The 25,053-nt window shown below is 29.3% G+C and carries 21 protein-coding genes; 7 read left to right on the top strand and 14 right to left on the bottom strand.

The window, feature by feature from the left end:
- Nucleotides 1-104 precede the first annotated feature (104 nt).
- A complete protein-coding gene (locus LQE93_RS03050) occupies nucleotides 105-1,178 on the bottom strand; it encodes an undecaprenyldiphospho-muramoylpentapeptide beta-N-acetylglucosaminyltransferase (protein WP_231071942.1) in 1,074 nt (357 codons plus the stop codon).
- Nucleotides 1,179-1,324: 146 nt separating this feature from the next.
- On the opposite strand from LQE93_RS03050, the gene LQE93_RS03045 reads away from it, so the two are divergent.
- Entirely contained in the window at nucleotides 1,325-1,507 is a 183-nt protein-coding gene (locus tag LQE93_RS03045) for an alpha/beta-type small acid-soluble spore protein (protein WP_032117680.1), read from the top strand.
- Between the two features lie 203 nt (nucleotides 1,508-1,710).
- On the opposite strand, the gene recJ is transcribed toward LQE93_RS03045, so the two are convergent.
- The 5 genes from recJ to gdhA form a co-directional block, all read right to left on the bottom strand.
- Nucleotides 1,711-3,477: a single-stranded-DNA-specific exonuclease RecJ gene (recJ, locus tag LQE93_RS03040; protein ID WP_231071941.1), complete on the bottom strand. Its 1,767-nt coding sequence runs from the start codon at nucleotides 3,475-3,477 to the stop codon at nucleotides 1,711-1,713.
- Nucleotides 3,478-3,642: 165 nt separating this feature from the next.
- On the bottom strand, nucleotides 3,643-4,182 hold the full coding sequence (locus LQE93_RS03035) for a DJ-1 family glyoxalase III (protein WP_231071939.1): 540 nt from the start codon (nucleotides 4,180-4,182) through the stop codon (nucleotides 3,643-3,645).
- Between the two features lie 11 nt (nucleotides 4,183-4,193).
- Complete coding sequence (locus LQE93_RS03030) at nucleotides 4,194-7,112, bottom strand: DNA topoisomerase IV subunit A (RefSeq protein ID WP_231071938.1); 2,919 nt, start codon at nucleotides 7,110-7,112, stop codon at nucleotides 4,194-4,196.
- 22 nt (nucleotides 7,113-7,134) lie between these two features.
- The gene (locus LQE93_RS03025; RefSeq protein WP_231071936.1) at nucleotides 7,135-9,084 is read right to left on the bottom strand and encodes a DNA gyrase/topoisomerase IV subunit B; all 1,950 of its coding nucleotides are present in this window, start codon (nucleotides 9,082-9,084) and stop codon (nucleotides 7,135-7,137) included.
- Nucleotides 9,085-9,334: 250 nt separating this feature from the next.
- Nucleotides 9,335-10,681: an NADP-specific glutamate dehydrogenase gene (gene gdhA, locus LQE93_RS03020; RefSeq protein WP_186837999.1), complete on the bottom strand. Its 1,347-nt coding sequence runs from the start codon at nucleotides 10,679-10,681 to the stop codon at nucleotides 9,335-9,337.
- Between the two features lie 205 nt (nucleotides 10,682-10,886).
- On the opposite strand from gdhA, the gene uvsE reads away from it, so the two are divergent.
- Complete coding sequence (uvsE, locus tag LQE93_RS03015) at nucleotides 10,887-12,125, top strand: UV DNA damage repair endonuclease UvsE (RefSeq protein WP_231071935.1); 1,239 nt, start codon at nucleotides 10,887-10,889, stop codon at nucleotides 12,123-12,125.
- A gap of 211 nt (nucleotides 12,126-12,336) precedes the next feature.
- Here uvsE and LQE93_RS03010 read toward each other — a convergent pair whose 3' ends face one another.
- From LQE93_RS03010 to LQE93_RS02995, 4 genes are read right to left on the bottom strand one after another with little or no spacing between them, the layout of a single operon-like run.
- Nucleotides 12,337-12,951 (bottom strand): hypothetical protein, encoded by a 615-nt coding sequence (locus LQE93_RS03010; protein ID WP_084758945.1) that lies wholly within the window; start codon nucleotides 12,949-12,951, stop codon nucleotides 12,337-12,339.
- Nucleotides 12,952-12,993: 42 nt separating this feature from the next.
- Nucleotides 12,994-13,974 carry a rhomboid family intramembrane serine protease gene (locus tag LQE93_RS03005; protein WP_231071933.1) on the bottom strand — a complete coding sequence of 327 codons (981 nt, stop codon included), beginning with the start codon at nucleotides 13,972-13,974 and terminating at the stop codon, nucleotides 12,994-12,996.
- A 1-nt stretch (nucleotide 13,975) separates the two neighbouring features.
- The gene (gene pepF, locus LQE93_RS03000; RefSeq protein WP_231071931.1) at nucleotides 13,976-15,772 is read right to left on the bottom strand and encodes an oligoendopeptidase F; all 1,797 of its coding nucleotides are present in this window, start codon (nucleotides 15,770-15,772) and stop codon (nucleotides 13,976-13,978) included.
- A gap of 31 nt (nucleotides 15,773-15,803) precedes the next feature.
- Nucleotides 15,804-16,202 carry a DUF6762 family protein gene (locus LQE93_RS02995; protein WP_055264067.1) on the bottom strand — a complete coding sequence of 133 codons (399 nt, stop codon included), beginning with the start codon at nucleotides 16,200-16,202 and terminating at the stop codon, nucleotides 15,804-15,806.
- A 148-nt stretch (nucleotides 16,203-16,350) separates the two neighbouring features.
- Between LQE93_RS02995 and LQE93_RS02990 the strand changes: the two genes are divergently transcribed.
- Nucleotides 16,351-16,764, top strand: coding sequence for a hypothetical protein (locus LQE93_RS02990; RefSeq protein WP_055264065.1), 414 nt, complete (start codon nucleotides 16,351-16,353; stop codon nucleotides 16,762-16,764).
- Between the two features lie 50 nt (nucleotides 16,765-16,814).
- Here LQE93_RS02990 and LQE93_RS02985 read toward each other — a convergent pair whose 3' ends face one another.
- The 3 genes from LQE93_RS02985 to LQE93_RS02975 form a co-directional block, all read right to left on the bottom strand.
- On the bottom strand, nucleotides 16,815-17,087 hold the full coding sequence (locus LQE93_RS02985) for a hypothetical protein (protein ID WP_231071929.1): 273 nt from the start codon (nucleotides 17,085-17,087) through the stop codon (nucleotides 16,815-16,817).
- A 12-nt stretch (nucleotides 17,088-17,099) separates the two neighbouring features.
- Nucleotides 17,100-17,387: a sensor histidine kinase gene (locus LQE93_RS02980; protein ID WP_084758949.1), complete on the bottom strand. Its 288-nt coding sequence runs from the start codon at nucleotides 17,385-17,387 to the stop codon at nucleotides 17,100-17,102.
- Nucleotides 17,388-18,013: 626 nt separating this feature from the next.
- Nucleotides 18,014-18,571, bottom strand: a complete 558-nt coding sequence (locus LQE93_RS02975; RefSeq protein WP_055264061.1) for a manganese efflux pump MntP — start codon at nucleotides 18,569-18,571, stop codon at nucleotides 18,014-18,016.
- A 222-nt stretch (nucleotides 18,572-18,793) separates the two neighbouring features.
- Between LQE93_RS02975 and LQE93_RS02970 the strand changes: the two genes are divergently transcribed.
- The gene (locus tag LQE93_RS02970; RefSeq protein ID WP_055264059.1) at nucleotides 18,794-20,011 is read left to right on the top strand and encodes a 6-phosphofructokinase; all 1,218 of its coding nucleotides are present in this window, start codon (nucleotides 18,794-18,796) and stop codon (nucleotides 20,009-20,011) included.
- Nucleotides 20,012-20,067: 56 nt separating this feature from the next.
- On the opposite strand, the gene LQE93_RS02965 is transcribed toward LQE93_RS02970, so the two are convergent.
- Nucleotides 20,068-21,369: an aminotransferase class V-fold PLP-dependent enzyme gene (locus LQE93_RS02965; RefSeq protein WP_055264057.1), complete on the bottom strand. Its 1,302-nt coding sequence runs from the start codon at nucleotides 21,367-21,369 to the stop codon at nucleotides 20,068-20,070.
- A 149-nt stretch (nucleotides 21,370-21,518) separates the two neighbouring features.
- Here LQE93_RS02965 and LQE93_RS02960 point away from each other — a divergent pair, with 149 nt between their 5' ends.
- The 3 genes from LQE93_RS02960 (at nucleotide 21,519) to abc-f (ending at nucleotide 25,033) form a co-directional block, all read left to right on the top strand.
- Nucleotides 21,519-22,181 carry a hypothetical protein gene (locus LQE93_RS02960; protein ID WP_055264053.1) on the top strand — a complete coding sequence of 221 codons (663 nt, stop codon included), beginning with the start codon at nucleotides 21,519-21,521 and terminating at the stop codon, nucleotides 22,179-22,181.
- Nucleotides 22,182-22,185: 4 nt separating this feature from the next.
- Entirely contained in the window at nucleotides 22,186-22,800 is a 615-nt protein-coding gene (locus tag LQE93_RS02955; protein WP_055264051.1) for a DUF4397 domain-containing protein, read from the top strand.
- Between the two features lie 316 nt (nucleotides 22,801-23,116).
- Nucleotides 23,117-25,033 carry a ribosomal protection-like ABC-F family protein gene (abc-f, locus tag LQE93_RS02950; protein ID WP_231071927.1) on the top strand — a complete coding sequence of 639 codons (1,917 nt, stop codon included), beginning with the start codon at nucleotides 23,117-23,119 and terminating at the stop codon, nucleotides 25,031-25,033.
- Nucleotides 25,034-25,053: the final 20 nt, after the last annotated feature.

The following is a 25,053-nucleotide window of genomic DNA, read 5'->3' as shown; positions in this document are numbered from 1 at the left end:
TACTTCCTATTTTTACACTCCATCTTTTATTATATAACAGCTGAATTTTTTTTCAAGTTATCAAATGTAATATTTTCGTGTATTACTAAATTTGTTATACGTTTTTAATTAATACTTTTCAAAATAATACTTATTATTTCACCAACACCATTTTTTACCTTACTATTTTGCATAGAGGTAATAAGTTTATTTTTATTATTCTTCAAATCTGTTAATTTATCAATTAAATTATGTTTTTCCATCATTTCATCTTCATCTAAAACTAAAGAGTAACCTTCTTTTTCAAAAGAATTCGCATTTAGAATTTGATCTCCTCTACTTGTTTTCTTAGAAAGAGGTATTAAAAGTGTTGGTTTCTTTAATGCTAATAGCTCAAAAATAACATTTGCTCCAGCTCTAGATATTATAAAATCTGCCGCTTGAAGAAGATGTGGTAAGTCTTCTTTTACGTACTCAAACTGTTTATAACCATTTATAGAGTTTAAGCTTTCATCTAAATTCCCTTTTCCACATATATGAATAACATTAAAATCTAATAAAATCTTACTTAAATCTCTTCTTACTTCATCATTTATACTTTTAGCACCTAAACTTCCACCAATTACAAGCAGAATATCTTTATCATCCTTAAATCCACAAATTTCTTTTCCTCTTATTTTGCTACCTTGAAGTATTTCATTTCTTATAGGAGTTCCTGTTAAAACACCTTTACCATCTTTTACATAAGCTAAACTTTCTCTAAATGTAACACAAAGCTTATTACAGAAAGGAGCTGAAAGTTTATTTGCTAATCCTGGCGTTAAGTCTGATTCATGAGAAACAACAGGTATCTTTTTCATAGATGCAGCTATAACTACTGGTACGGCAACAAACCCACCTTTTGAGAAAACTACATCTGGCTTTTCTTTATCAAGAATTCTTTTAGCCTGGTAAATACCTTTTATAACTTTAAAAGGATCTGAAAAATTCTTCATATCAAAATAGCGTCTTAATTTTCCGCTTGAAATTGGGAAATATGGAATATTAGCATCTCCTATTATTTCTTTTTCTATTCCATCTATACTTCCTATGTATTTTATATCAAACCCTCTCTTCTTCAGTTCAGGAATCAATGCTAAGTTTGGAGTTACATGTCCTGCAGTTCCCCCACCAGTCATTATTATTTTATATTTACTCATAAAACACCTCATATAAAATTTTAAATTATAAATCATCTCTATTTTACCACTAAGTCGTTATTTTGCCACCTTTTCCTTTAATTTAATAAAATACAACTTAAAAATTTGGATAAGCTATTAACGTAAAGATAAAAGGAGGTGAAACTATGGCATATAATTTAGTACCTGAAGCTAAACAAGGTTTAGCAAAATTCAAGAGCCAAGTTGCTACTGAAATGGGTGTTCCTTTTACAGATTACAATGGAGACCTTACTTCAAAACAATGTGGTAGCGTTGGTGGTGAAATGGTTAAACGTATGGTTGAACAATACGAATCAGGTTTAAAATAACCGCCATGCATAACACTCACTACATATGCTAGAATATCAACATCATAATCTTGTAAAAACTAGTATTTAAATAAAGAAGGAAATGTTTATTCATTTCCTCCTTTAGTTTTAACCTAAAAATATTAAGTATAAAAAAGTTTTATATTTATCAACTTATCTACTTGCTTTATTGAGTAATTGAAATTTTACTAGCAGTATAACTTTTAATTAAATCTATAATTTTGAATTATCAACTGAACTTTTTTATTTCCTCTAAATTCGTTTATCTCTGGAACACATACTACATCAATCTTTACCCTATTAGGATATCCATTAAATACCTTATTATATTCATCTTCTCCATAACTTACTTTTAAAGCTTCATCAAAATCATTTATATCTCCAAAGTATATTCCATCTATACAAAGATTACCATCACTTATCTTTAGCTTTAAAACATTTTTATCTTTACCTAAAATTTTCGCTTCTAATACTTTTAAATTTTTAATACCGAAAGTTGGTTTAGGATTAGCTTTTCCATAAGGCTCTAACTTAGCTATCTCTTCTATAAGATTAAAATTTATATCTTTTAATGCTAAAGGCATATCAATAGATACTTTTGGAATAATATCTTCATCAGTTAATGTAGTTTGAGTATTTAATCTTTTTCTAAACTCATTTATGTTTTCATTTGCAATAGACATTCCAGCAGCCATGGGATGCCCTCCAAATTTTCCCAATAAATCCTTACACTTTATTAATTCCTCAAACATATTATACTCTTCAATAGATCTTCCTGACCCCTTAGCTCCTTCGTGAGCTGATGTTAATACAATAGTTGGCAAATTATATTTTTCTCTTATTCTACCTGCGATTATTCCAGCTATGCTTTCATGAGTTTCCTCTAAGTATACAACTAATACTTTTTCTTTATTCATGTTGTTACATTCTATTATCTCAATAGCTTTCTCTAATCCTTCTCTTGTCAATTCTTGTCTCTCTTTATTTAGTTCATTAAGCTTTTTAGCAAGTTCTTCTGCTTCCTTTTCATTTTTTGAAAGCAACATCTTTAAAGCCCACTCTGCTTGTTCTAAACGACCTGATGCATTTATACTTGGTCCAATAACAAAGCCTAATGCGTATACTGAAATCTCTTTATTATCAAGACCTGTTTCTTTAAATAAAGCTCTTAATCCTATATTATCAGTTTTATTAATTATCGTTAAACCTTCTTTTACGATTATTCTATTTTCTCCAATTAAATCAACTACATCACAAACAGTAGCAATCGCAACATATTGTAATAATTCAAGTGCTTCATTCTTATTTATTCCATAGGCTTCATACATACCTTCAATAAATTTATATGCAACTCCTGCACCACAAAGCTTTTTAAATGGATATTTGCATTCTTCTTGTTTAGGATTAATTACAGCATCACCTTCAGGAACTATAAATGTTCTATCACCATCTTCATTTTCAACAAAAGGTACATCATGGTGGTCAGTTATTATCACTTTTAGCCCTAATTCCTTAGCTAATTTTATTTGCTCTATAGCTGATATACCATTGTCACATGTTATTATTAAATCTACTTTATCAGCATAAGCATTTTTTATTATATTTTCATTGATTCCATATCCATCCTTTATTCTATCTGGAATCACATAACTTACATTAGCTTTACATTTTTTTAATCCACTATAAAGTACATAGGAACTTATTACTCCATCAACATCATAGTCTCCTACAATAAGAATTTTTTCACCTTTATCTATGCTATCTTTCATTATTTTTATAGCTTTATCCATATCTAAAAGCTTTTTGTAATCTTCAAAATCATCTATTTTGCTATTTAAAAAACTATTAGCCTCTTCTAATTTATAAATATCTCTATTAACTAATAATCTAGCTACTACATTGCTAACTCCAAGAGCTTTAGCAAATGCTTCACAGTTAAATTTAACATTTCTAACTGTCCACTTTTCCATACTTACTCACCCCTTTTTCTTAGTTAAAAGTTAATATTTTATAGTTAATGATTCAGGAAAAAAGCCAGCTATACGCTGACTTTCAAACTTACATTATAAAAAAATCGTCTAAACAATTTTCCTTTTTAACTCTTAACTCTTAACTTTTAATTCTTTGCTATTAACTTATTTAAAAAGCATCCCTTTTTGTAGCTCTTCTACTTTATCTGGTGCAGCATGCTTTAATAATTCAAAAGCAAATGGTATTGCCGCTGCAGGACCTCTTCCTGTTATTATATTTCCATCTACTACAACTAATTCTTCTTTGTAGTTACAATTTCCAAGTTGATCTTGGAATCCTGGATAACATGTAACATTTTTACCTTCTGAAATTTTAAGTTTTCCTAAAGTTATTGGACCTGCACATATTGCAGCTACTATTTTATTATTCTTATAGAAATCCATAACAATTTCATTTACTTTCTCATCATCTCTTAGGTTAACTGATCCTGGCATTCCTCCTGGTAAAACTATCATATCATATTCTAAAACTTCATCATTTAATAACTTGTCAGCTTCTACAACCACGTCATGCGATGTTCTAACATTTTGAGATTTTGTTCCAAAAGTATGACAACATACCCCTGCCCTTCTCATTATATCTACTACTGTTAAACCTTCTAAAGTTTCAAATCCATCTGCTAATAACACAGCAACCTTCATCATAAAACCTCCCTTTATTGATTAAATTCTGCTTCTACAACTTCATCTTCAAAAGCAGTAACCATAACTGTTGTTCCTCTACCTGCCCTGTTTTGAAGCTTAATTTCATTTATATTTACAACTTTTATTTCTTTATTTCTTGTAGTTAAAGTTAAATCTACATTAGCTAAACCTACGGCGATTTCATCATCAGATAAGCTATTTTTCAATTCAACGACTTTACCCATTATTACAAAGTCATCATCTCTTAAGCTTATTCCGGTAACCCCTGATGCAACTCTTCCCATAGTGCTTACACTTTCCTCTAGGAATCTTATAGCCATACCATTCTTAGTTGCTATAATTACATTTCCATTACCCTCACTACATATATTAACTGAAACAACAACATCATTTTCATACTTTAATTTATATGCTACTTGATAAGCATAATTACCATCATACTCTTTTAATAATGTCTTTTTTATCATTCCCTTTTTAGTAAAGAAATACACTAACTTATTATCATCATAGCTCTTCAGTGAGTATACATCTACTATCTTCTCTTTTGATGTGTATCCTTCTATAACTTTTTCTAAAGGAATCTCTGTTTCTGTTACATTTTGAATTAAGAATGTTGGTAACTTAAATACATTTCCTTTATCAGTGAATAAAAGTAATTCACTTGCTGTGTCTGTATTTACTTTCAATCTATCACTGCTTCTACCTCTAGAAAATGATTTTATAGTCCCTTTTTGAGTTACTCCTACCCAGAACTGTTTATACTCAATTTGTTCTACATACTCTACTTTTGTGACTTCATCATTAGCAGTTAAGTTAAATAATGATAATCCTAAAACATTTCTTGGTGTATCTTCAAGAGTAGGTATTTCAAGCGTAAATTTTAATCCATTTTTAGATTCAACACTTAAAAATGACTTATTTTCATCACAATCAAGCATTATCACATCGATTATAACCTCACCATCTTTAAGCTTTACAGCTTGTAATTTGCTATAATTTGTTTGGAATTTATCTAAAGAACTCTTTTTTATAGTTCCCTTATTTGTTATAAATTGAATAGATTTATTAGAGTCAAATAACGGAACAGACATTACTTGTACTATATTCTCGTCATCTAAGTTTAATGTTTTAATAATAGAATCTATTCTTTCACCTTTCTCTTTCCATTTTAATTCTGGAATATTAATTCCTTTTGTTTGATACATATTTCCTTTGTCGGTAAATACTATTAAACTTTCAGTTGTGTTAGATTTAACCAAGAATTTAAGTTCGTCACCTTCTCTATAATCTATATCATCAGCATTAGAATTAGATCTATTATATGTCTTAAGAGGTATTCTCTTTATAAACCCATCTTTAGAAAGAGTTATCATTACATCTTCTACAACTATTAGTTCTTCTATATCAATCTTAGCTTCACTATCATCCTCAACTATTTTAGTTCTTCTAGGATTTCTATAATTATCAGTGATTTCCTTTAACTCTGTCTTTATAACCTTAAGAAGTTCTTTTTCATCTGCTAATATCTTTCTTAATCTCTTAATAGTCTTTTCAAGCTCTGCATATTCTTTTTGGAATACCTTTATCTCAAGGCCTGTTAGTCTATAAAGCATAAGCTCTAATATAGCTTCTGCTTGAAGTGCACTGAAACCAAACCTAGCTATAAGATTTTCCCCTGCATCCTTTTTAGACTTAGATTCTCTTATTGTTTTAATTACTTCATCTAAAACATCTATAGCTTTTATAAATCCTTCTACTATATGATGTCTTTTTTCTGCTACTTCCAGTTCTCTTATAGTTCTTCTTGTCACTATATCCTTTTGATGGTTAACATAGTGAGTTATTATAGTTTTTAACCCCATAGTCTGAGGTTTGCCATTTGCTAAAGCAACCATATTAAAGCTTAAATTAGATTGTAGATCTGTTTTCTTAAATAAGTATTTTAGTACTTTATCTGCAACATCTTTGTCTGCAGCTTTTTTAAGTTCAATTACAGCTCTAACACCACTTCTATCTGATTCATCTCTTATATCAGTAATAGCTTCTAAAGCTTTTTGATGTCTTTTATCTCCAGTCATTTCAGAGATTGTTTGAAGTATCTTTGATTTATTTCTTCTATACGGGAATTCTGTTATTACTATTCCCCATCTGCCATTATCTAATTTTTCTATATCAGTCTTAGCTCTTAACGTAACCTTTCCTTCTCCAGTTTCATAGGCAGCTAATAAAGAGTTTTTACCTATTAAAACTCCTCCTGTTGGAAGATCTGGTGCTTTTATATATTCCATTAACTCTTTTGTAGTTATTTCTGGATTATCAATATATGCAAGCACACCATCTGTTACTTCTCCTAAGTTATGAGGAGGTATATTAGTAGCTAATCCTACCGCTATACCAAAGGTTCCATTAACTAAAAGATTTGGATATCTAGATGGTAATACTTTAGGTTCCATTTCTGAATCAGAATAGTTTGGAACCATATCTACTGTATTTTTATCTATATCTTTTAGCATTTCCATAGCTATCTTAGAAAGTCTAGCCTCAGTATAACGCATCGCTGCAGCTCCATCACCATCCATAGAACCGAAGTTACCGTGTCCATCAAATAAAGGCTCTCTTGTAGAAAAGTTTTGAGCCATTAATACCATAGCATCATAAACTGATGAATCTCCATGAGGATGGAATTTACCTAGTACGTCTCCTACTATTCTTGCAGACTTATAATATGGTCTATCTGGAAAAGCCTTTAACATATATGCACCATAAAGTATTCTTCTATGTACCGGCTTTAATCCATCTCTAACATCTGGCAACGCTCTATCCTTAGCAACTTCTACTGCATAAGGAAGGTAGTTATCAGGCATAGCCTCTTCAAGAGGTACTCTTAAAATATTATTATCTCTTGGAATATTGTGTTCCTTCTTAGCCATTAAAAAGCTCCTTTCGTACTATTTAAAATTCCGCATACTTATACATATAATTTTTTCTCGGTTCAACTACATCTCCCATTAATAGAGATACCATTTTCTCAGCCTTAGCTGCATCTTCTATGGTAACTTGGAAAAGAGTTCTAGTCTCAGGATTTAATGTTGTATCCCAAAGTTGGTCTGGATTCATTTCTCCAAGTCCTTTATATCTTTGAATTAATGCGCCTTTACCGATTTCTTTTTTTACCTTTTCTAACTCATCATCACTATAAGCATATTTATGAACTTCTTTTCCCTTAACAGTTTTATAAACCTTATATAATGGTGGTTGAGCTAAATAAAGATGTCCATTCTGTATAAGAGGTCTCATATATCTATAAATGTATGTCATCCATAATGTTCTGATATGATATCCATCAACATCGGCATCACTCATAATTATTATTTTGTCATACTTTAAATCTTCTTCTCTATAGTTGTCTAAAGTTCCTGTTCCTACTGCAATATTAAATATTTTCAGTTCTTCAGACGCTAATACATTTTCAAGTTTTTGCTTTTCAGTATTCATTATCTTACCTTTTGATGGCATAATAGTTTGGAATCTTCTATCTCTAGCTTGCTTTGCAGAACCTCCCGCAGAATCTCCCTCAACTACGATAAACTCATTAACTGTATTATCTTTTAATGTACATACAGCAACTTTACCAGCTAACGGTGCAGTACCCTTACCTATTTTCTTCTTTTCAGCTTCATTTATCTTTTTAATCTTTTCTCTTCTTTGAGCAGTAGCTAATGCATTATTTATAATCGTTGTTGCAAGCTCTTTATTATCTTCTATCCATTCACCAAGTCTAGTGTATGCTAAATCATTCATCATTGTATAGGCTTCTGAACTTCCTAGCTTAGTCTTAGTTTGTCCTTCAAATATAGGATTAGTAATTTTAATTCTTACTATAGCAGTCATACCTTCTCTAAGGTCATCGCCTTCAAAATCCTTATCCTTTTCTTTTACAAGCCCTAATTTTCTAGCCCACTCTTTGAAAGCTCTTGTCATACCAGTTTTAAATCCAGCTTCATGAGTACCAGCTTCAGTAGTTGGAATATTATTAACATAGCTTGCTATATATTCTGTAGTTGAATCAGTAAATTGAATACATACCTCTCCAAACATCTGTATATTATCTACAGTTCTTTCTCCTTCAAAAATAATTGGATTTGGATGTAATACCATCTTACTTTCATTTAAATATTCGATGAAATCTAGTAAACCTCTTTCAGAGTAATACTCCTTAACTACCTCTTCATCTTTTCTTCTATCTATAAGCTCTAAACGTATCCCTTTATTTTGGAATGCTAATTCTTTTAATCTCTCATCTATTATGTCAAATTTAAAATCTGTAGTAGAGAAAATTTCATTATCAGGCTTAAATGTTACTCTTGTTCCAGTAGTCTTAGATTTTCCGACTACCTCTAAAGCTGTAACTGGAGTACCTGGCATATCCTTCTTAAGTTCTTTATCATAAGCAAATTCGAATCTTTGTCTGTAAATATTACCATTTTGATGCACTTCAACTTCTAACCATTTTGATAAGGCATTAACTACAGCAGCTCCAACACCATGAAGCCCTCCAGAGGTTTTATAATTCTTATTATTAAATTTTCCTCCTGTATGTAATTCTGTAAATACCATTTCAACTCCAGACTTCTTTTTAGTTGGGTGAATTCCAGTTGGTATTCCTCTTCCATTATCTATAACAGTAATACTTTTATCTTTATTGATAATTATTGTTGCTTTATCCCCATAACCATTTGAAATTTCATCAATGGAGTTGTCTAAAATTTCCCATATGCAATGATGTAATCCCTTAGTTCCAGTTGAACCTATATACATACCTGGTCTTACTCTAACTGGCTCAAGTTTTTCTAAAGATGTTAAGTCTGTTACATCATATCTATTATCTATATTATTACTCATATAAACCTCCAAGAAAAATCTATATAAAACCTATCTTTTTTTCAATTAATTCTGTCATATCTTTTAATTTTACATAAACATACTTTCGATTGCAAATTTATTTCTAAAAATTTTTAAAAACAGCTATTATCTGGTAATTTTTTCACTTTTACTTTACATACTTATATTATCCCGTATTTTATGAATTAGCAAAGTTTTTCAGAAACCAAAAAAAGTCAACGCATATTAAACGTTGACTTCTTTTATTTTTTTATACTATTCCTTGAGCCATCATAGCTTCTGCAACTTTGTTAAATCCAGCAATATTTGATCCCATTAATATATTACCTTCTTCTCCATATTCTTTAGCCGCTTCAGCAGATTGTCTATATATATTAACCATTATATCTTTTAATTTATTATCAACTTCCTCAAATGTCCAAGATAATCTCATACTATTTTGTGACATTTCTAGTGCTGAACAAGCAACTCCACCAGCATTTGCTGCTTTTGCAGGTCCAAATAATATACCATTTTCTTGGAACACTTTTATAGCATCTAAGCTCGAAGGCATATTAGCTCCTTCTGCTACTACTTTAGTTCCATTTGATACTAGAACTTTAGCTGATTCTTCATCTATTTCACCTTGAGTTGCACATGGAAGAGCTACGTCACACTTAATATTCCATATTCCTCTGCATCCTTCAACATACTTAGCAGTTGGAACATAGTTTAAATAATCTTTAATTCTACCTCTTTTAACTTCTTTAATTTCCTTAACTGCATCTAAGTTAATTCCATTTTCATCATATATATATCCATTAGAATCACTTAAAGCTACTACTTTTGCCCCTAATTCAGTAGCCTTCTTTGTTGCGTATATAGCAACATTTCCTGAGCCTGATATAACTACAGTTTTACCTGCTAATGATAAGTTGTTATCCTTCATCATTTCTTCTGTGAAGTAAATTAATCCATATCCAGTTGCTTCAGTTCTAGTTAAACTTCCACCGTAAGTTAAGCCTTTACCTGTTAAAACTCCAGGGTCATTTGCACCTCTTAGCTTTTTATAATATCCGTACATATATCCAATTTCTCTTGCACCTACCCCAATATCTCCTGCAGGTACATCTGTATCTTGACCTATATGTCTATAAAGCTCTGCCATAAAGCTTTGACAGAATCTCATTACTTCTCCATTTGATTTTCCTTTAGGGTCAAAGTCTGATCCACCTTTTCCTCCACCTATTGGAAGTCCAGTTAAAGAATTTTTAAATATTTGCTCAAATCCTAAGAATTTAATAATACTAGCATTAACTGTTGGATGGAATCTTAATCCTCCTTTATATGGCCCTATAGCACTATTAAATTGTACTCTAAATCCTCTATTTACTCTAACATTTCCATTATCATCTACCCATGGAACCCTAAACATAATTTGTCTTTCTGGTTCAACAATTCTTTCTAATAAACCTGCTTCAATATATTCTGGATGTTTATCAAAAACTGGTGATAAAGATAATAAAACCTCTTTAACCGCATCTAAAAATTCTTTCTCTCCTGCATTTCTATTACTAACTTCATCTAAAACTTTTAATACGTACTCTCTTCCATTCATATATATCGCCCCTAACATTCTTTTTCTATTAAATGATACAACATATTTTAAATATTTTCCATGTTATTTCATATTTTTTTGCTGAAATATCAAAAATTTAACATAATATTTAGATTTATTTTATGAATATATCAACTTTTATATTAAAATACTAATACTAAATTTAACGTTTTTTTAAATATATTTTAACACAAGGAGACTAAGTATGAAAATTGGATATGCCTGTACTCCACTTATGGTTCCATATAAAACAACAAGAAAATTAACTCTTTCAAATTATTCTGAAGAAAAAGTCTCTTTACTAATAAAAGAAAATCTTGAAGACTTATATTCTATACTTTATTATAACAATTCTAAAAACATTAATTTTTTTAGAATAAGCTCTGATGTAATTCCTTTAGGGAGCCATCCAATAAATAACTATAATTGGTGGGATAATAATAAAAATCTTTTAGATAAAATAGGTTCTTATATAAAAACAAATAATATTAGAGTATCCATGCATCCAGGTCAATATACGCTTTTAAACTCTCCTAAAAAAGAAGTTGTAGAAAAATCTATATGTGATTTAAAGTTTCATTGCAAGTTTTTAGATAGCCTTAACTTACCATCAAGTCATAAAATAGTTCTTCATGTTGGTGGTGTTTACGGAAATAAAAAAAGTGCTATAGAAAGATTTATAACTGAGTACAACAATTTAGATAATAATATTAAGAAAAGATTAATAATAGAAAATGATGAACGCTTTTTTTCTATATATGATTTATTAGAGATTTATACTAAATGCAAAGTACCAATAGTATTTGATAATCTACATTATGAATGTTACGGAGATACTTCTATGTCTATACCTGAATTATTGCCATTAATACAAAGAACCTGGAAAAAAGATGATGGAGATATGAAGGTACACTATAGTATACAAGATATTACTAAAAAGAGCGGTGCTCATTCTCCCACTATTTTTATAGATAATTTTCTAGCTTACATAAATAATTACGATTTCTCAAATATAGATATAATGCTAGAAGTCAAAGACAAAGAAGTTTCTGCAATAAAGGCAATAAACTCTATAAACTATCTTAATAATAACTTTTCTTATATTGATTATTTAAACGAGATACAAGCCTATCAATTATTTGTATTAGAAAAATATGATTATAGTGGTATATCTAAATTGAAAGATATAAAACCTCAAAACAATTTTTTAAAGCTATACACATTTATAGATTCATTAATCTATGAAGAATATAACGAAGTATCATTTAGGCGTGCATTAAACCAAGGATTTGAATCTATAAGAAAGGATTTAAATTCAAAAGAAATTAATCATTATAACAAAAACTATAAAGATCAATCCTATTCAAAGTGTAAAGAATACCTAAAAAAATTAAGTGATAAATACAATTTACCACTTAATAACACATACTACTTTATTTATTAATATATAAGTACAAAGCTCACTTACTAGGTGAAAAGTCAACTATGTTGAGATTAAAAAGCTGCTGACGTAGCTATAAAAAGTTAACTTAAGTTAAAGTGAAAAGTATTACGGTAGTAACTTTTCAATATTGCCTAAAGCAATCTTTTTCCTGTCATGTTAGTGACATTTTCACCTTTTCACAAGAAAACCTTTCACCAAAGTTCTTTGCACTTTATCTTCTCATATCTTCAACCAATTTTTCTATAAACTTTACTTTCTTTCCCTTTATATACATGGCTATTGGAATATTTGCTAAAATCCCCATAACTGTCCCACATATAATATCCATCATAGTATCAATCAAACTATTGTTTTGTGATGTAAATCCAAATAATTGGTCTGTACTAAACTCCCAAATTTCCCATACTCCTGCTGCTGCAATTGAAAATATTATAGAGAATACTACTCCCATCATAGGATTAACAGCTTCTTTATCATCAGTCTTAACCAAGGTTAAATAGAAAATATATCCGATATAAGCTATTATTACTCCTGAAATTAAATGAAGTATCTTATCGTATCCTGGAATTATTATATAAAAATCTAATACACTTCCTAAATACATTGCTGCAAATACGAATGTAAATATCAAATAAAAGCTTATTCTTGATCTTCTTAAGAAAGTCTTCTTATAAACAAAGAACATAATCCATGCAGTTACTGCTGCTAATGCTATCCTAAATGTATGAACTCCTTCTTTAGCCATCATATCATATACTAAGGTTAAAGCTAATATAACCATATATGCCAAATTAATAATTAGTGCTTTATCTTTTTTCAAATCCAAAGCCAACGCCTCCTCTGCCGCTTTAATCATAGATAAAATCCATTAATTAAATGATTTTTCTAAATTACTTTTAACTATTAAAGCAGTTATTCCACCTATAATTAGTCCACCAAGATGTGCATAATTATCTATGTTACTTAATGAAACCCCTATAATTACATTAATAATTATAACTTGAATAATATTCATCATATAACTTTTTCCTATTTTATCTCTATGCTTAACTCCAAATACCAACATAGCTCCTAAAAGTCCAAAAATTGCTCCTGAAGCTCCTACAGATATAGAGTATGGACTAAGGATATAGCTAAATAGACTTCCCCCTAAAGCTGCCATTAAATATATTATTAAATATTTCTTTCGTCCAAAAACATATTCAACCTCTGATCCTATTATTTTTAGCGCATACATATTAAAGACTAAGTGCATAATTCCTCCGTGTAAAAACGCACAAGTTAACAATCTCCAAACTTGTCCACGGTTAATTAATTCATTAACCTTTGCACCTAATCTTATTAACACATAGGTATTGCTATTAAGTACATCTCTAGACATTATTGCAGTTAATATATAAATTAAAACATTTATTCCTATCAATATATAAGTAAGCTTATTATCCTTAAATCTATTTCTATGCTTTTGCTCTTTTTTACTCATATATTCATATACTTGAAGGAGAGGCTTACAGCCATCTCCGCTGTAAAGCACTCTTTCTTCACTTAATGAATAAATAAGTTTATTATATTGTCCTAAATACTCCTGTGCTACTTCATTACTTTTAGTTGTAATAACTACATTCAATGCTATAGGTTTAGTAAATACTTTTTTTAAAGATTCATAAGCTTCACTATAAAGCGAAGTAGCCTCCATTTCATCGCATACTATAACGGCATATGCATAATTCTCATTTTCTGATATTGCAACCCACCTATTTTCGTTCTTAGATGAACTGAAATAATCTTTTATATAAAAACCATATCTATTAATCAATATATTAAAAAATTTATCTTCAAACTTTTTCATATTAAATATCTTTCTCTAACATATCTAATAATTCATTAAATCTTTCAATAGTAGCTTCTAAAGGCTTAGGTGTAGTCATATCCACTCCTGCTTTCTTTAATATTTCTATTGGATAATTACTTCCTCCACTCTTTAAGAAGCCAGTATACTTTTCAACAGCATTTGGTTCTTTATCTAAAATAGATTTTGCAAAAGCAGATGCAGCTGCATAACCTGTTGCATATTGATATACATAGAAATCATTATAGAAGTGAGGGATTCTTGCCCATTCAACATCTATTTCATCATCTACAACTATGTCTTCACCAAAGTATTTAACATTTAATTCATGCCATTTAGCATTGTAATCTTCTGCTGTTAATGGCATACCTTTTTCAAAGCTTTCATGAGTATATAGTTCAAACTCTGCAAACATTATTTGTCTAAATACAGTTGTTCTTATTTGTTCTAACTCTTGATTTATTAAATAAAGTTTTTTCTTTTCATCAGTTTCTTTATTTATTAAATGATGAATAAGTAGAGCTTCATTAGTAGTCGAAGCAACTTCTGCACAGAATATTGAATATCCTGCATAATAGTAGCTTTGTTCTTTTCTTGAATAATAAGAATGGATTGAGTGACCCATTTCATGAACTAAGGTAGATACATCATTTAAATCGTAATTATAATTTAATAATACGTATGGTTTTGTATCATATCCACCCCATGAATAAGCTCCACCTCTTTTACCTTTATTAATATATTTATCTATCCATCCACCTTCAATTCCACCTTTAAATATATCTAAGTATTCTTCTCCTAGTGGATTAAGACCTTCAATTGCCATCTCAACGCCTTTATCAAATTCTACATGTTCCTTATCAATTTCTATAACTGGCACATATAAGTCATACATATGCATTTCATCAAGTCCAAGTAATTTTTTCTTTATTCTTACATATCTATGAAGTGATTCAATATTATCATTTATAGTTTTAATAGCATTCTTATAAACTTCAAGTGGAATATCTTCTGGTTTTAAAGCCGCTTCTAAAGCACTATTATACTTTCTCACTCTTGCTGAGAAATTAAATGCTTTTATTGAACTAGAAAGTGTTGTAGCTAAAGTATTTTCAAAATCCTTATATTGTCCAAATAAATCTTTAAATGCAGCTTCTCTAACACTTCTATCTTTAGATTTAATAAATGAAGAATAGTTTCCTTCTGTCAATTCTACTTCATGACCATCTTCATCTTTAATTTTTCCAAATTTCATATCAGCATTAGTCATTATATTATGAATTGATGATGGAGCATCAAGACAATCAGAAGCAGCTGCTAAAAGTTCCTCTTCTTCCTTACTTAATACATGAGGTTTTTCCTTAATTATATTAATTAATAAAAATTCATATGGTTTTAATCCATCTAATCTTTTTATCTCTTCTTCTATAAATCCGTCTGGTAAACTTAATAATTCTGGTACAAAATAAGCTGAATATGTTGCGTACTCTGCCATGTAAGCATCAATTTTATTCATCATGCTTTGATATTTAGGATTTGATGTATCTTCGTCTGATTTTAAATGAGCATAAACATATATTTTTTCAGCTTTTCTTGAAATCTTCTCATTTAAATCTAAATATTCTATTAATACTTCTCCATTTTTAAGTTTTCCTTGAAATTCTTTAAGCTTTGGAGCTTCTTGTTGAAGCTCCTTATACTCTTTTTCCCAAGCTTCATCACTAGGATAAACTTCATTAACACTCCATTTATCTATTTCTTGAATTTCCTCTCTCTTCTTTAAAACCTTACTTTCCATAGCACACCTAGCCTTTTTCGGCTACTCCTTTCTACTTATATTCTTCTTCTTTTCCTTCTATATCATTAAAAGCTTTTTCCATAGCTTCATGAATTAACCCTAAAGCTAAAGATAATTTTTCACTAATATATTGATGTTCATCTTCATATTTAAAAGTAATTAAGAATGTTGGATTATATTCATCATCCACATCTTCAATCTTAAATCCTTCTTCTTCAAATATAGAATAATTAAATACATCATATATTGCAGAGTATTCCCACTCTTCAACATCTTTATTTGTGTCAAATTTTATATAAACAGTATCTCCTTTTACATAAAACCCTTTTACATATTCAGCTTCAACAGATACTTGATAACTTCCTAACTCTTTTGTAACAAATCCTGTTTCAGCATCTCTTTCCATTAATATTAAACTTGAGTAATCCATATTTATATTCTCCTTCTATTCTTCCATTGTTTTCATTTTTTTGTCTTATCCTTATTATATGTTTCCTTCTTTAATTATACAATATCCACTTTACATATTTACAATTTATGGTAATATATTAACATAGAGTTTTTTTGGGGGCGATTTTATGGTGCAAAAACGTTCTAAAAAAAATAGGACATACACTAGAGTTCAACGCTTAAAAAAACGTAGAAAAAAGTTATTTGCAATAATTTTTCCTATAGTTGTTGTTGTATTATTGATTACTAGTGGAATCCTATTAAAAGGAAAGTACGTTTCTTACAGATGTAGTAATTTAACTTATGCAATTGATTACTACTTCACTAATTGGAAAGATAAAGATTTAAGAATTAACAGAGTTCAAAGTATGACATTCGTTGATAAAACCGAGGATAAAGTTATCGTAGAAGCTTTTGGCCTTAGTCATAATGAGCCACATCAAAGAACTACACTAGTAGGAGAATTAACAAAAGATTCTAGTGGATCATGGGTAATGAACTCATTAGAAAAAAAAGATGATTCACAAAAAAACGCTGAATAAATCAAAGACAGTAGATAGGTTACATAACCTTTCTACTGTCTTTTTTCATATTATTTATCAGCTAATATATGATCAAATCTTCTTCCCATTTCAAAGCTATGGTAGTTAACTCCATCCTTTGAGTGATTATCTATAAAGTCTTGTAATTCTATTTCATAAGTTTCACAACCATCTAATTCGATAGTTATCACATCTTCATCATTAATTTCAAAATTAGTTATTTCGCCATTATCAATTTCTTCATTACCATAGTGGAAAACTACTCCACAATCAGTTAGCTCAGTGTATAATTCTAATAATTCTTCTCTTGTGTCTCTTGTCATATTTCTTTCTCCTTAAACTACTAATTTTAGAAATGTTATATAAAAGGTTGTGCCTACCCCAACTTCACTTTCTGCAACTACACTCCCATTATAAGCTTCAATTATCTTTTTACTTAAAGATAATCCTATTCCAATGCTCTTAGGATTTATAGAATTCTTACCCTTATAAAATCTTTTAAATATATTTTTAAGATCTTTCTTTTCTATCCCTTCACCATTGTCACTTATAGTTACTGTAACGCTTAATGTTGTTTCATCAAGAGAAATTTTTATATTTTCTCCTATAGCAGTATGCTTTATAGAGTTTTAATAATATTACTAAAAACTTCTCCTATCTATTTCTCATCATGAAAGTAAAGGCCCTCACCCTTAAAATCTAATCTTATCTTTTGTTTTTTTCCTCAGCCTTAACTTTTAAAGGCTGCATACAATAATTTATAGTATCTTTTAAAGAAAGTAAAGACCTATTATAATTTATTGCATTACTTTATATTCTTGCATACTTTAATAAAGTGGTAATAACCCAATCTATTCTGTTTAATTAATGCGATATATCATTAGTAATATTTTCTAAATTAACTTTTCCTTCTCTAAAATCTATTAAAGCACCTTCAAACCTTTCTTCCATATCAAGAAATCTGTTGTAAAATACCTCTCTTTCTCTTTTATAATACTAATTGCTTATTATTAAATTTACCTTCTACCATATTATTTGCAATTTCTCCAAGAGTATTTAGATTTTTAAAAATAGGTTTAATTATGTATCTAGGTTATATTCAAATAGGTTGTTTTTCATATATTTCCACTATTAATAATGTTTATACACAAATAAATACTCCTTTAATTTCAAAATTTTAAAGTATAATAAAATAGCTACCATATACCGTTGTCATAGTAGCTATTTTTATGAATCTTTTACGGCGTCATTAAAAAAATATCATTTTAATTGCAAAAATAATTAATATTATTCCACCTAAAAAATCTGCATATCTAGTTACAAAGTCAAGTCTCCTTATATACCTACATAAGAAAAATCCTGTTGTACAAATTAGTAATGTTATTAATCCAATCATAACTGCATTTAATACCATAAGAAGACATATGCATGCTCTATGTGATGCTGTAAATCCAACAACTAGTGCATCTATGCTAACAGATATTCCTAAAATTATTGGCATTCCCTTTTTAAGTAATAGTTCATCATCTTTCTCTTCAGATTCAAATCCTTCTTTAAACATCATAATTCCAACAATTCCAATGGCTATTCCGCCTATTATATTAGGTATAGCAACTACATATTTTTCAAAAAGATATCCAAAAACTCCTCCTAAAAAGAAAAATAAAAACTGAAAAAAACCAAAAGAAATTATATATTTTATCTTACTATCTCTTCTAACTCTTGGGTTTAGACCTATACTTAATGTAACACCTAATGCATCCATAGCCAAAGCTATTCCAATAATAATTAAATGTCTTAAATCCATATTCTCTCTCCTACTAGAAATTTACTTCTATATAATTGTATTAACAATCACCTTTACATATGAATTATATTATTTAATTATTAAAATTTAATAAATAACACTTTATTTTTCACACCTTTTATTGTATAGTATATATTGTATTCAAAATAATAAGCAAATTGTGTATCACATTTAATATATTTTATAATTATTTTTGATTTTCACATAAAGGAGAGTAACATAATGGCAAATTGTATCATAGCTCAATCTGGTGGTCCAACATCTGTAATAAACTCTAGTGTCGTTGGATTAATAGATGCTAATAAAGATTTAAAAATTTTTGATAAAGTTTATGCTGGTTTAAACGGAATAGAAGGTATTCTTAATGGAAATATCATAGAGTTATCTAGCTTTAGTGATGAAGAGATTAACTCATTTAGATATACTCCTTCATCTGGATTAGGTTCTTGCAGATACAAAATGAAAAAGTTAGAAGAATCAACAGAAGAATATGATAAACTATTAGAAATTTTAAAAGCTAATGATATAAAAGCTTTCTTTTATGTTGGTGGAAATGATTCAATGGACACTACTGCAAAGCTTGGTAAGTACGCTAAAGAAACAGGTCTAGATATCAAATTTATAGGTATTCCAAAAACTATAGATAATGATTTAATGTACACAGATCATACTCCTGGCTTTGGATCAGCTGCAAAGTTTATTGCAACAACAGTTCTTGAAACATATTTAGATTCATCAGTATACATAAATAACGGAATATTCATAGTTGAAACTATGGGACGTGATACTGGATGGCTTGCAGCATCAGCTGCTTTAGCTAAACTTAATGGTAAACAAGTTGCCGATTTTATATATTTACCTGAATCTGCTTTTGATGTAGATAAGTTTTTACATGATGTAAAATTAAAATTTGAAGAGCAAAACCAAGTATACATAGTTGTATCTGAAGGAATTAGAACTGCTGATGGTACATTTGTTGCTGAAACATCTTCACAAGCTCATGATAAATTCGGACATGCTCAACTTGGTGGAGTTGGTATGTATTTAAAGAATTTAATAATACAATCTGGAATCACAAAGAGAGTAAAATCTTTAGAACTTGGAGTACTTCAAAGATGTGCTATGCATTGTGCTTCAAGCTTAGATTTAGAAGAAGCTCATCAAGTTGGCTATGAAGCATTAAAATATGCTAATATGGGACATAGCGGATATATGGTTGCTATAAAAAGAGATTCAAATGCTCCTTATTCAAGCTCATATTTCTTAGTAGAAGCTGATAAAATAGCCAACAATGTTAAATACTTCCCTAAGGAATGGATTAACGAAGAAGGAAATGGTGTTACTGAAGAAGCTATTGAATATTTAGCTCCTCTTGTATCCTCACTTCCATCAATTTTAACTCAGTCACCTATGCCTAATTTTAAGGTGTTTAATAAATAATAATAAATGCTTAATGATATCTATACCCATGGCATCATTAAGCATTTTACTTTTACTTATTTTTTAGGTAAATATCTTCTACAAATATACTCTATAGTATCTAAGAAAATATCTACTTCCTTTTCCGTATTATATATTCCAAGACTTGCTCTTACCATCCCAGGAATTCCATTCTTTCCTATATACTCATCAAGATCTTTATCTTTAATTCCTAAAAGTCTTCTTGTATATGGATGAGCACAGAATCCACCTTCCCTAACAGCAATTCCTCTTATGCTAGCAAGTTTTTCTCCTACTTCTTCATAATTCATTCCATTTATATTAAATACCATTATTCCTAATCTATCATCAATGTTTTCACAATCCCCATATAAATTAACATCAGCTATATTTTTCATACCTTCTAATAACTTAGAGAATATATTTTTTTCATTGTCTTCTATTGTTTTAAACCCTATTCTCTCCATATCCTTCATCGCTTGAGTCATAGCTACTACTCCAAAAAAATTTGGTGTTCCTGGTTCATTTTTTTCTGGAGTATCTAAATAAATCTGCCCTTCATCTCTTACAATATATACTATTCCTCCACCAACTATATCAGGAGGGTAATAATTAAAAGTTTCTTTTAATCCAATTATTGCACCACATCCAAACGGAGCATACATCTTATGTGCAGAAAATACAAGATAATCTATATTCTCATCACTTTTTACACCTAACATAGATACCTTTTTGTGAGCGACTAATTGTGCTCCATCTACAATTATATGGGCTCCATATTTATGAGTAAGCTTCGCTACTTTCCTTATATCATTTAGATATCCAGTAACATTAGATGCACCACTTATTGTAACATATTTTACTTTACCACAATACTTTATTAATAACTCCTCAAGTTCATCTACTTTTACTCTTCCATTTTCGTCTACTTCTAGATACTTTAAGTTACATTTTCCTCTCCAAGGCAAATCATTTGAGTGATGTTCCATTCTAGTAGTAATAACAATATCCTCTCTATCTTTAATCAATATATTTGATAATCTATTTAGCCCCATTGTAGTATTATCTGTAAAAATCGCCGTATATAAATCCTCAGGTGCATTAAAATAATTCATTATATACTTTCGACATTCATCATAAGTATCACTACAAAATTGTGATTTTTGTCCATCACCTCTAGCTATTGAACCATACATTTCACTACATTCTAATATTCTTTTCAACACTCTTTTAAATGCCGGAGTGGTAGCTGCATTATCAAAATTTATAGGAACTATTTTTCCTTTTCCTTCTACTTCAATTTTTTTATCTATACCCACAAATAATTCCCTTATTTTTTCCATATTAGTTTTATGCATAACAATCCCTCCCCCTACATTCTATTCTTGTATATAAATTAGTGTGATGATAAATGTACTAAATAACCTATTTCCATCATATTCTATAAAGTAACATATGTCCTAAAATAGACATATATTGATAATAAATTATTCTTCGGAGGATATAAATGGATTCAAATAAAACCAATAAAACCAATAAAAATAAGAAAGATAATGATTTAACTTTTGCTCCTATGAATATTCAAGATGCTCTTAAACCAGCTAATTTTCCTACTCCTAATATAAGCGGTGGTCCTATGAGTAATGGGACAATGTATATGTGCTTTCCTGCTCCATCAATTAATATGATGAATCCAGCTATGAATAATGAAAATAAACCAAGTACTGTACCATTAACTCCATACCCTTCAAATATTCCAGATATTGAACAAACACAAACTTTACCTAGTACTAATACTAATAATTCAAATAATACCACTAACAAAGTTCCAAGTAGTTTTCCTACTGAGTCTAGTAATTTAGAATATCCATCTGAAGTAAACTCAGAGGACCTATATTCTTATAATAAACCTAGACTAAATGATAACTATGATAAAAATTCCGTAAATCCATTAGATATTGTAAGAAATTTTACATTAGAAGATATCTCACTTTCTAATGATTATAGAGGTGATAACAAAGAAAGTGAAGTAGATAAAATATTCAAAAAAATAGAAGATAATAACTCTGTAGTTTTAGCAACAATGAAAGCTTATAGAATTCCTTATCCTATTGCCAAATTACTAATTAAAAATATAATAAAACTTACTCTTGAATATGAAGGAAGGTGATTTTATGACTTATATAAGATTAAATACACCTGATGTAAACTCTAGCATTAGAATTCTTCATGCAGTTCCAAATGCACCTAATATCGATGTTTACGCAAATGGTAGTTTAATATTATCAGATCTTTCTTTTAGTTCTATATCTAATTACTTAAATCTATCACCAGGAACTTATGAACTTCAAGTATATAGATCTGGCTTTTATGATACACCATTAGCTACACAAAGTGTTCAATTAGCACCAAGTGCTAATTATACTATTTCTGTAGTTACATTAGGAGGTTTATTTCTATTTAAATTAAGAGATGCTTCAATTGCAACTTCAACTGAATATACTTATTTAAGATTTATGAATCTTTCACAAAGTGCACCTCTATTAAACCTAGACCTACCTAATGGAAATGAACTTTTTACTGCTGTTGAATACTTAGAAACAACAGGCTACTATACAACATCTCCTGGAATATACAACTTTAGAGTTGAAAGCACAGGTGGAACAGCACTAAATAAAAATATTAAAAACTTAACTCTAGAAGGCGGAAAACTTTATACAATTTATATTTTAGGAATATTTAATGGTAATCCACCACTTGGTTATTTATTTGTAGAAGACGAACGGTAGAAAAAAAAGTACGAGCTAAGGCTCGCAATTGAAAAGTCGACTTCGTCGAGGTGAAAAAGCTACTACGTAGCAGGGAAAAGTTAACTAAAGTTAACGGGAAAAGTATTAAAATAGATATATTATACAATTGCCAAGGGCAATATTTTCCCTATCACCTTAGTGATATTTTCTCCTCAGCTTCAGCTGACTTTTCCCCTTTGACCTAGTCAAACTTTCCGCCCAATTGCTACGCAATTTATTTATATTTTTCTCCTATTTGAATAAACATAATGTTAATAGTATAATTATATGGAAACTTCGGGATATGGAGGATAATATGATAGTTTTAAGTTGTAAAGATATATGTAAAAGTTATGGAATTAGGGATGTACTAAAAAAAGTTACATTTTCAATAAATGAAGGTGATAAAGTTGGTATTATTGGAGCTAATGGTGAAGGTAAATCAACTCTATTTAAAATAATATGCAGAGAAATATCTCAAGACTCTGGTGAGATTTTTATAGATAAAAATAAAACTCTTGGGTATTTATCTCAAAATCTTAATTTAGATACAGATAAAAATATCTACGAAGAAACACTCTCTGTATTTGATGAGCTTATTAACATAGAAAATAAATTGTCTACATTAGAAATCAAAATGAACGAGCCTTATGATGAATCTAAAGCAGACTATCATGAAAAGTTAATTAAAGATTACACTACTCTTCAAGATATTTATTCTCATAAAGGTGGATACATATATAAAGGTGAAATCTCTAGAGTATTAAAAGGTCTTGGATTTACTGAAGCTGATTTTTATAAAGATATAAGTACATTAAGTGGTGGACAAAAAACTAGAGTAGCTCTTTGTAAGCTACTATTAAGAAAACCTGATATACTACTTCTTGACGAGCCTACTAACCATCTTGACTTAGAAGCTATAGCTTGGCTTGAAGAATATATGAAAACTTATAAAGGCACAGTTCTTGTAATTTCTCATGATAGATTTTTCTTAGATTCTGTTACTAATAATACATTTGAAGTAATAAATGGTGAAGTTGAATGCTACAATGTTCCTTATACTAAGTTTATTGAATTAAGAAAAAAGAACTATGAAGCTAAATTAAAGGCTTATAATCTTCAACAAGCTGAAATTAAAAGACAAGAGGCTATAATTGAAAAGTTCCGTTCATTTAATAGAGAAAAAAGTATAAGAGCTGCTGAAAGTAGAGAAAAAGCTCTAGATAAGATGGAAAGAATAGATGCTCCTACTCATGAAAAAGAAGGTTCAAAAATTAAATTTGAAGCTTCAGTAAAAAGCGGATATGATGTTCTTCATATCGAAAAAATGAGTAAAGCTTATGGAGATAAAGTATTATTTAAAAATCTTAATATGGATTTAAAACGCGGTGAAAAAATCGCTTTAATAGGTGAAAATGGTAGAGGTAAAACTACTCTATTTAAAATAATAATGGATGTAGTTAAAGCTGATACCGGTGTTAAAGTTCTTGGAACTAATGTTAATGTTGGTTATTATGATCAAGAACAATCTGACCTAGATTTAAATAAAACAATTTTAGATGAAGTATGGGATGCATTTCCTAATATGACTACAACTAAACTAAGAAATGCTTTAGCATCTTTCTTATTCACAGGCGATGATGTGTTTAAAGTTATAAATACTCTTAGCGGTGGTGAAAAGTGTAGAATAAATTTATTAAAGCTTATGCTTTCTAAATCTAATCTGTTATTAATGGATGAACCTACAAACCACCTTGATATAATCTCAAGAGAAGCTTTAGAAGATGCTATTTTAGAATATGATGGAACATTAATGATAATTTCCCATGATAGATATTTCTTAAATAAAGTAATTGGAAGAATTTTAGAGCTTAATGAAGATGGTGTAACCGAGTATCTTGGTAACTATAATTACTATCAAGAAAAGAAGCTTAATCCAAGCAGATTTGAAGACTATGAAGAAATAGCTAATGGAAAAACTAAAACTCAAATTAAAGAAGATAAGAAAAAGAAAAGAGAAGCTGAAAAAGAAGCTAAGGCTATGCAGCTTAAATTAAAAAACATTGAAAAAACAATATCTGAAAAAGAAGAGGAATTAGTTAAACTTCAAGAAGATCTTTGTTTGGAAGAAATTTACTCTAACCCAACCGAAAGCCAAAGAGTCAATAATGAGATTAAAGATTTAGAAGAAGAGATTGCTAATCTTTATGAAGAGTGGGAAAACATGGTTTAGTTTCATAAAAAGTGGTGGCA

The organism is Clostridium sp. NSJ-145 (assembly GCF_021044725.1).
Lineage (GTDB): Bacteria > Bacillota > Clostridia > Clostridiales > Clostridiaceae > Clostridium > Clostridium disporicum_B.
This window is presented reverse-complemented; position numbering and strand designations above follow the sequence as displayed.

Excerpts from the sequence above, each read along its gene's own strand:
- recJ (WP_231071941.1), bottom strand. The coding sequence starts at position 3,477 with ATGGAAAAGTGGACAGTTAGAAATGTTAAATTTAACTGTGAAGCATTT.
- LQE93_RS03030 (WP_231071938.1), bottom strand. The coding sequence starts at position 7,112 with ATGGCTAAGAAGGAACACAATATTCCAAGAGATAATAATATTTTAAGA.
- abc-f (WP_231071927.1), top strand. The coding sequence starts at position 23,117 with ATGATAGTTTTAAGTTGTAAAGATATATGTAAAAGTTATGGAATTAGG.
- LQE93_RS02985 (WP_231071929.1), bottom strand. The coding sequence starts at position 17,087 with ATGACAAGAGACACAAGAGAAGAATTATTAGAATTATACACTGAGCTA.
- LQE93_RS02960 (WP_055264053.1), top strand. The coding sequence starts at position 21,519 with ATGGATTCAAATAAAACCAATAAAACCAATAAAAATAAGAAAGATAAT.
- LQE93_RS03025 (WP_231071936.1), bottom strand. The coding sequence starts at position 9,084 with ATGAGTAATAATATAGATAATAGATATGATGTAACAGACTTAACATCT.
- LQE93_RS02975 (WP_055264061.1), bottom strand. The coding sequence starts at position 18,571 with ATGGATTTAAGACATTTAATTATTATTGGAATAGCTTTGGCTATGGAT.
- uvsE (WP_231071935.1), top strand. The coding sequence starts at position 10,887 with ATGAAAATTGGATATGCCTGTACTCCACTTATGGTTCCATATAAAACA.
- LQE93_RS02995 (WP_055264067.1), bottom strand. The coding sequence starts at position 16,202 with ATGGATTACTCAAGTTTAATATTAATGGAAAGAGATGCTGAAACAGGA.
- LQE93_RS03035 (WP_231071939.1), bottom strand. The coding sequence starts at position 4,182 with ATGATGAAGGTTGCTGTGTTATTAGCAGATGGATTTGAAACTTTAGAA.
- pepF (WP_231071931.1), bottom strand. The coding sequence starts at position 15,772 with ATGGAAAGTAAGGTTTTAAAGAAGAGAGAGGAAATTCAAGAAATAGAT.
- gdhA (WP_186837999.1), bottom strand. The coding sequence starts at position 10,681 with ATGAATGGAAGAGAGTACGTATTAAAAGTTTTAGATGAAGTTAGTAAT.
- LQE93_RS03005 (WP_231071933.1), bottom strand. The coding sequence starts at position 13,974 with ATGAAAAAGTTTGAAGATAAATTTTTTAATATATTGATTAATAGATAT.
- LQE93_RS03045 (WP_032117680.1), top strand. The coding sequence starts at position 1,325 with ATGGCATATAATTTAGTACCTGAAGCTAAACAAGGTTTAGCAAAATTC.
- LQE93_RS02955 (WP_055264051.1), top strand. The coding sequence starts at position 22,186 with ATGACTTATATAAGATTAAATACACCTGATGTAAACTCTAGCATTAGA.
- LQE93_RS02990 (WP_055264065.1), top strand. The coding sequence starts at position 16,351 with ATGGTGCAAAAACGTTCTAAAAAAAATAGGACATACACTAGAGTTCAA.
- LQE93_RS03050 (WP_231071942.1), bottom strand. The coding sequence starts at position 1,178 with ATGAGTAAATATAAAATAATAATGACTGGTGGGGGAACTGCAGGACAT.
- LQE93_RS02965 (WP_055264057.1), bottom strand. The coding sequence starts at position 21,369 with ATGCATAAAACTAATATGGAAAAAATAAGGGAATTATTTGTGGGTATA.
- LQE93_RS02970 (WP_055264059.1), top strand. The coding sequence starts at position 18,794 with ATGGCAAATTGTATCATAGCTCAATCTGGTGGTCCAACATCTGTAATA.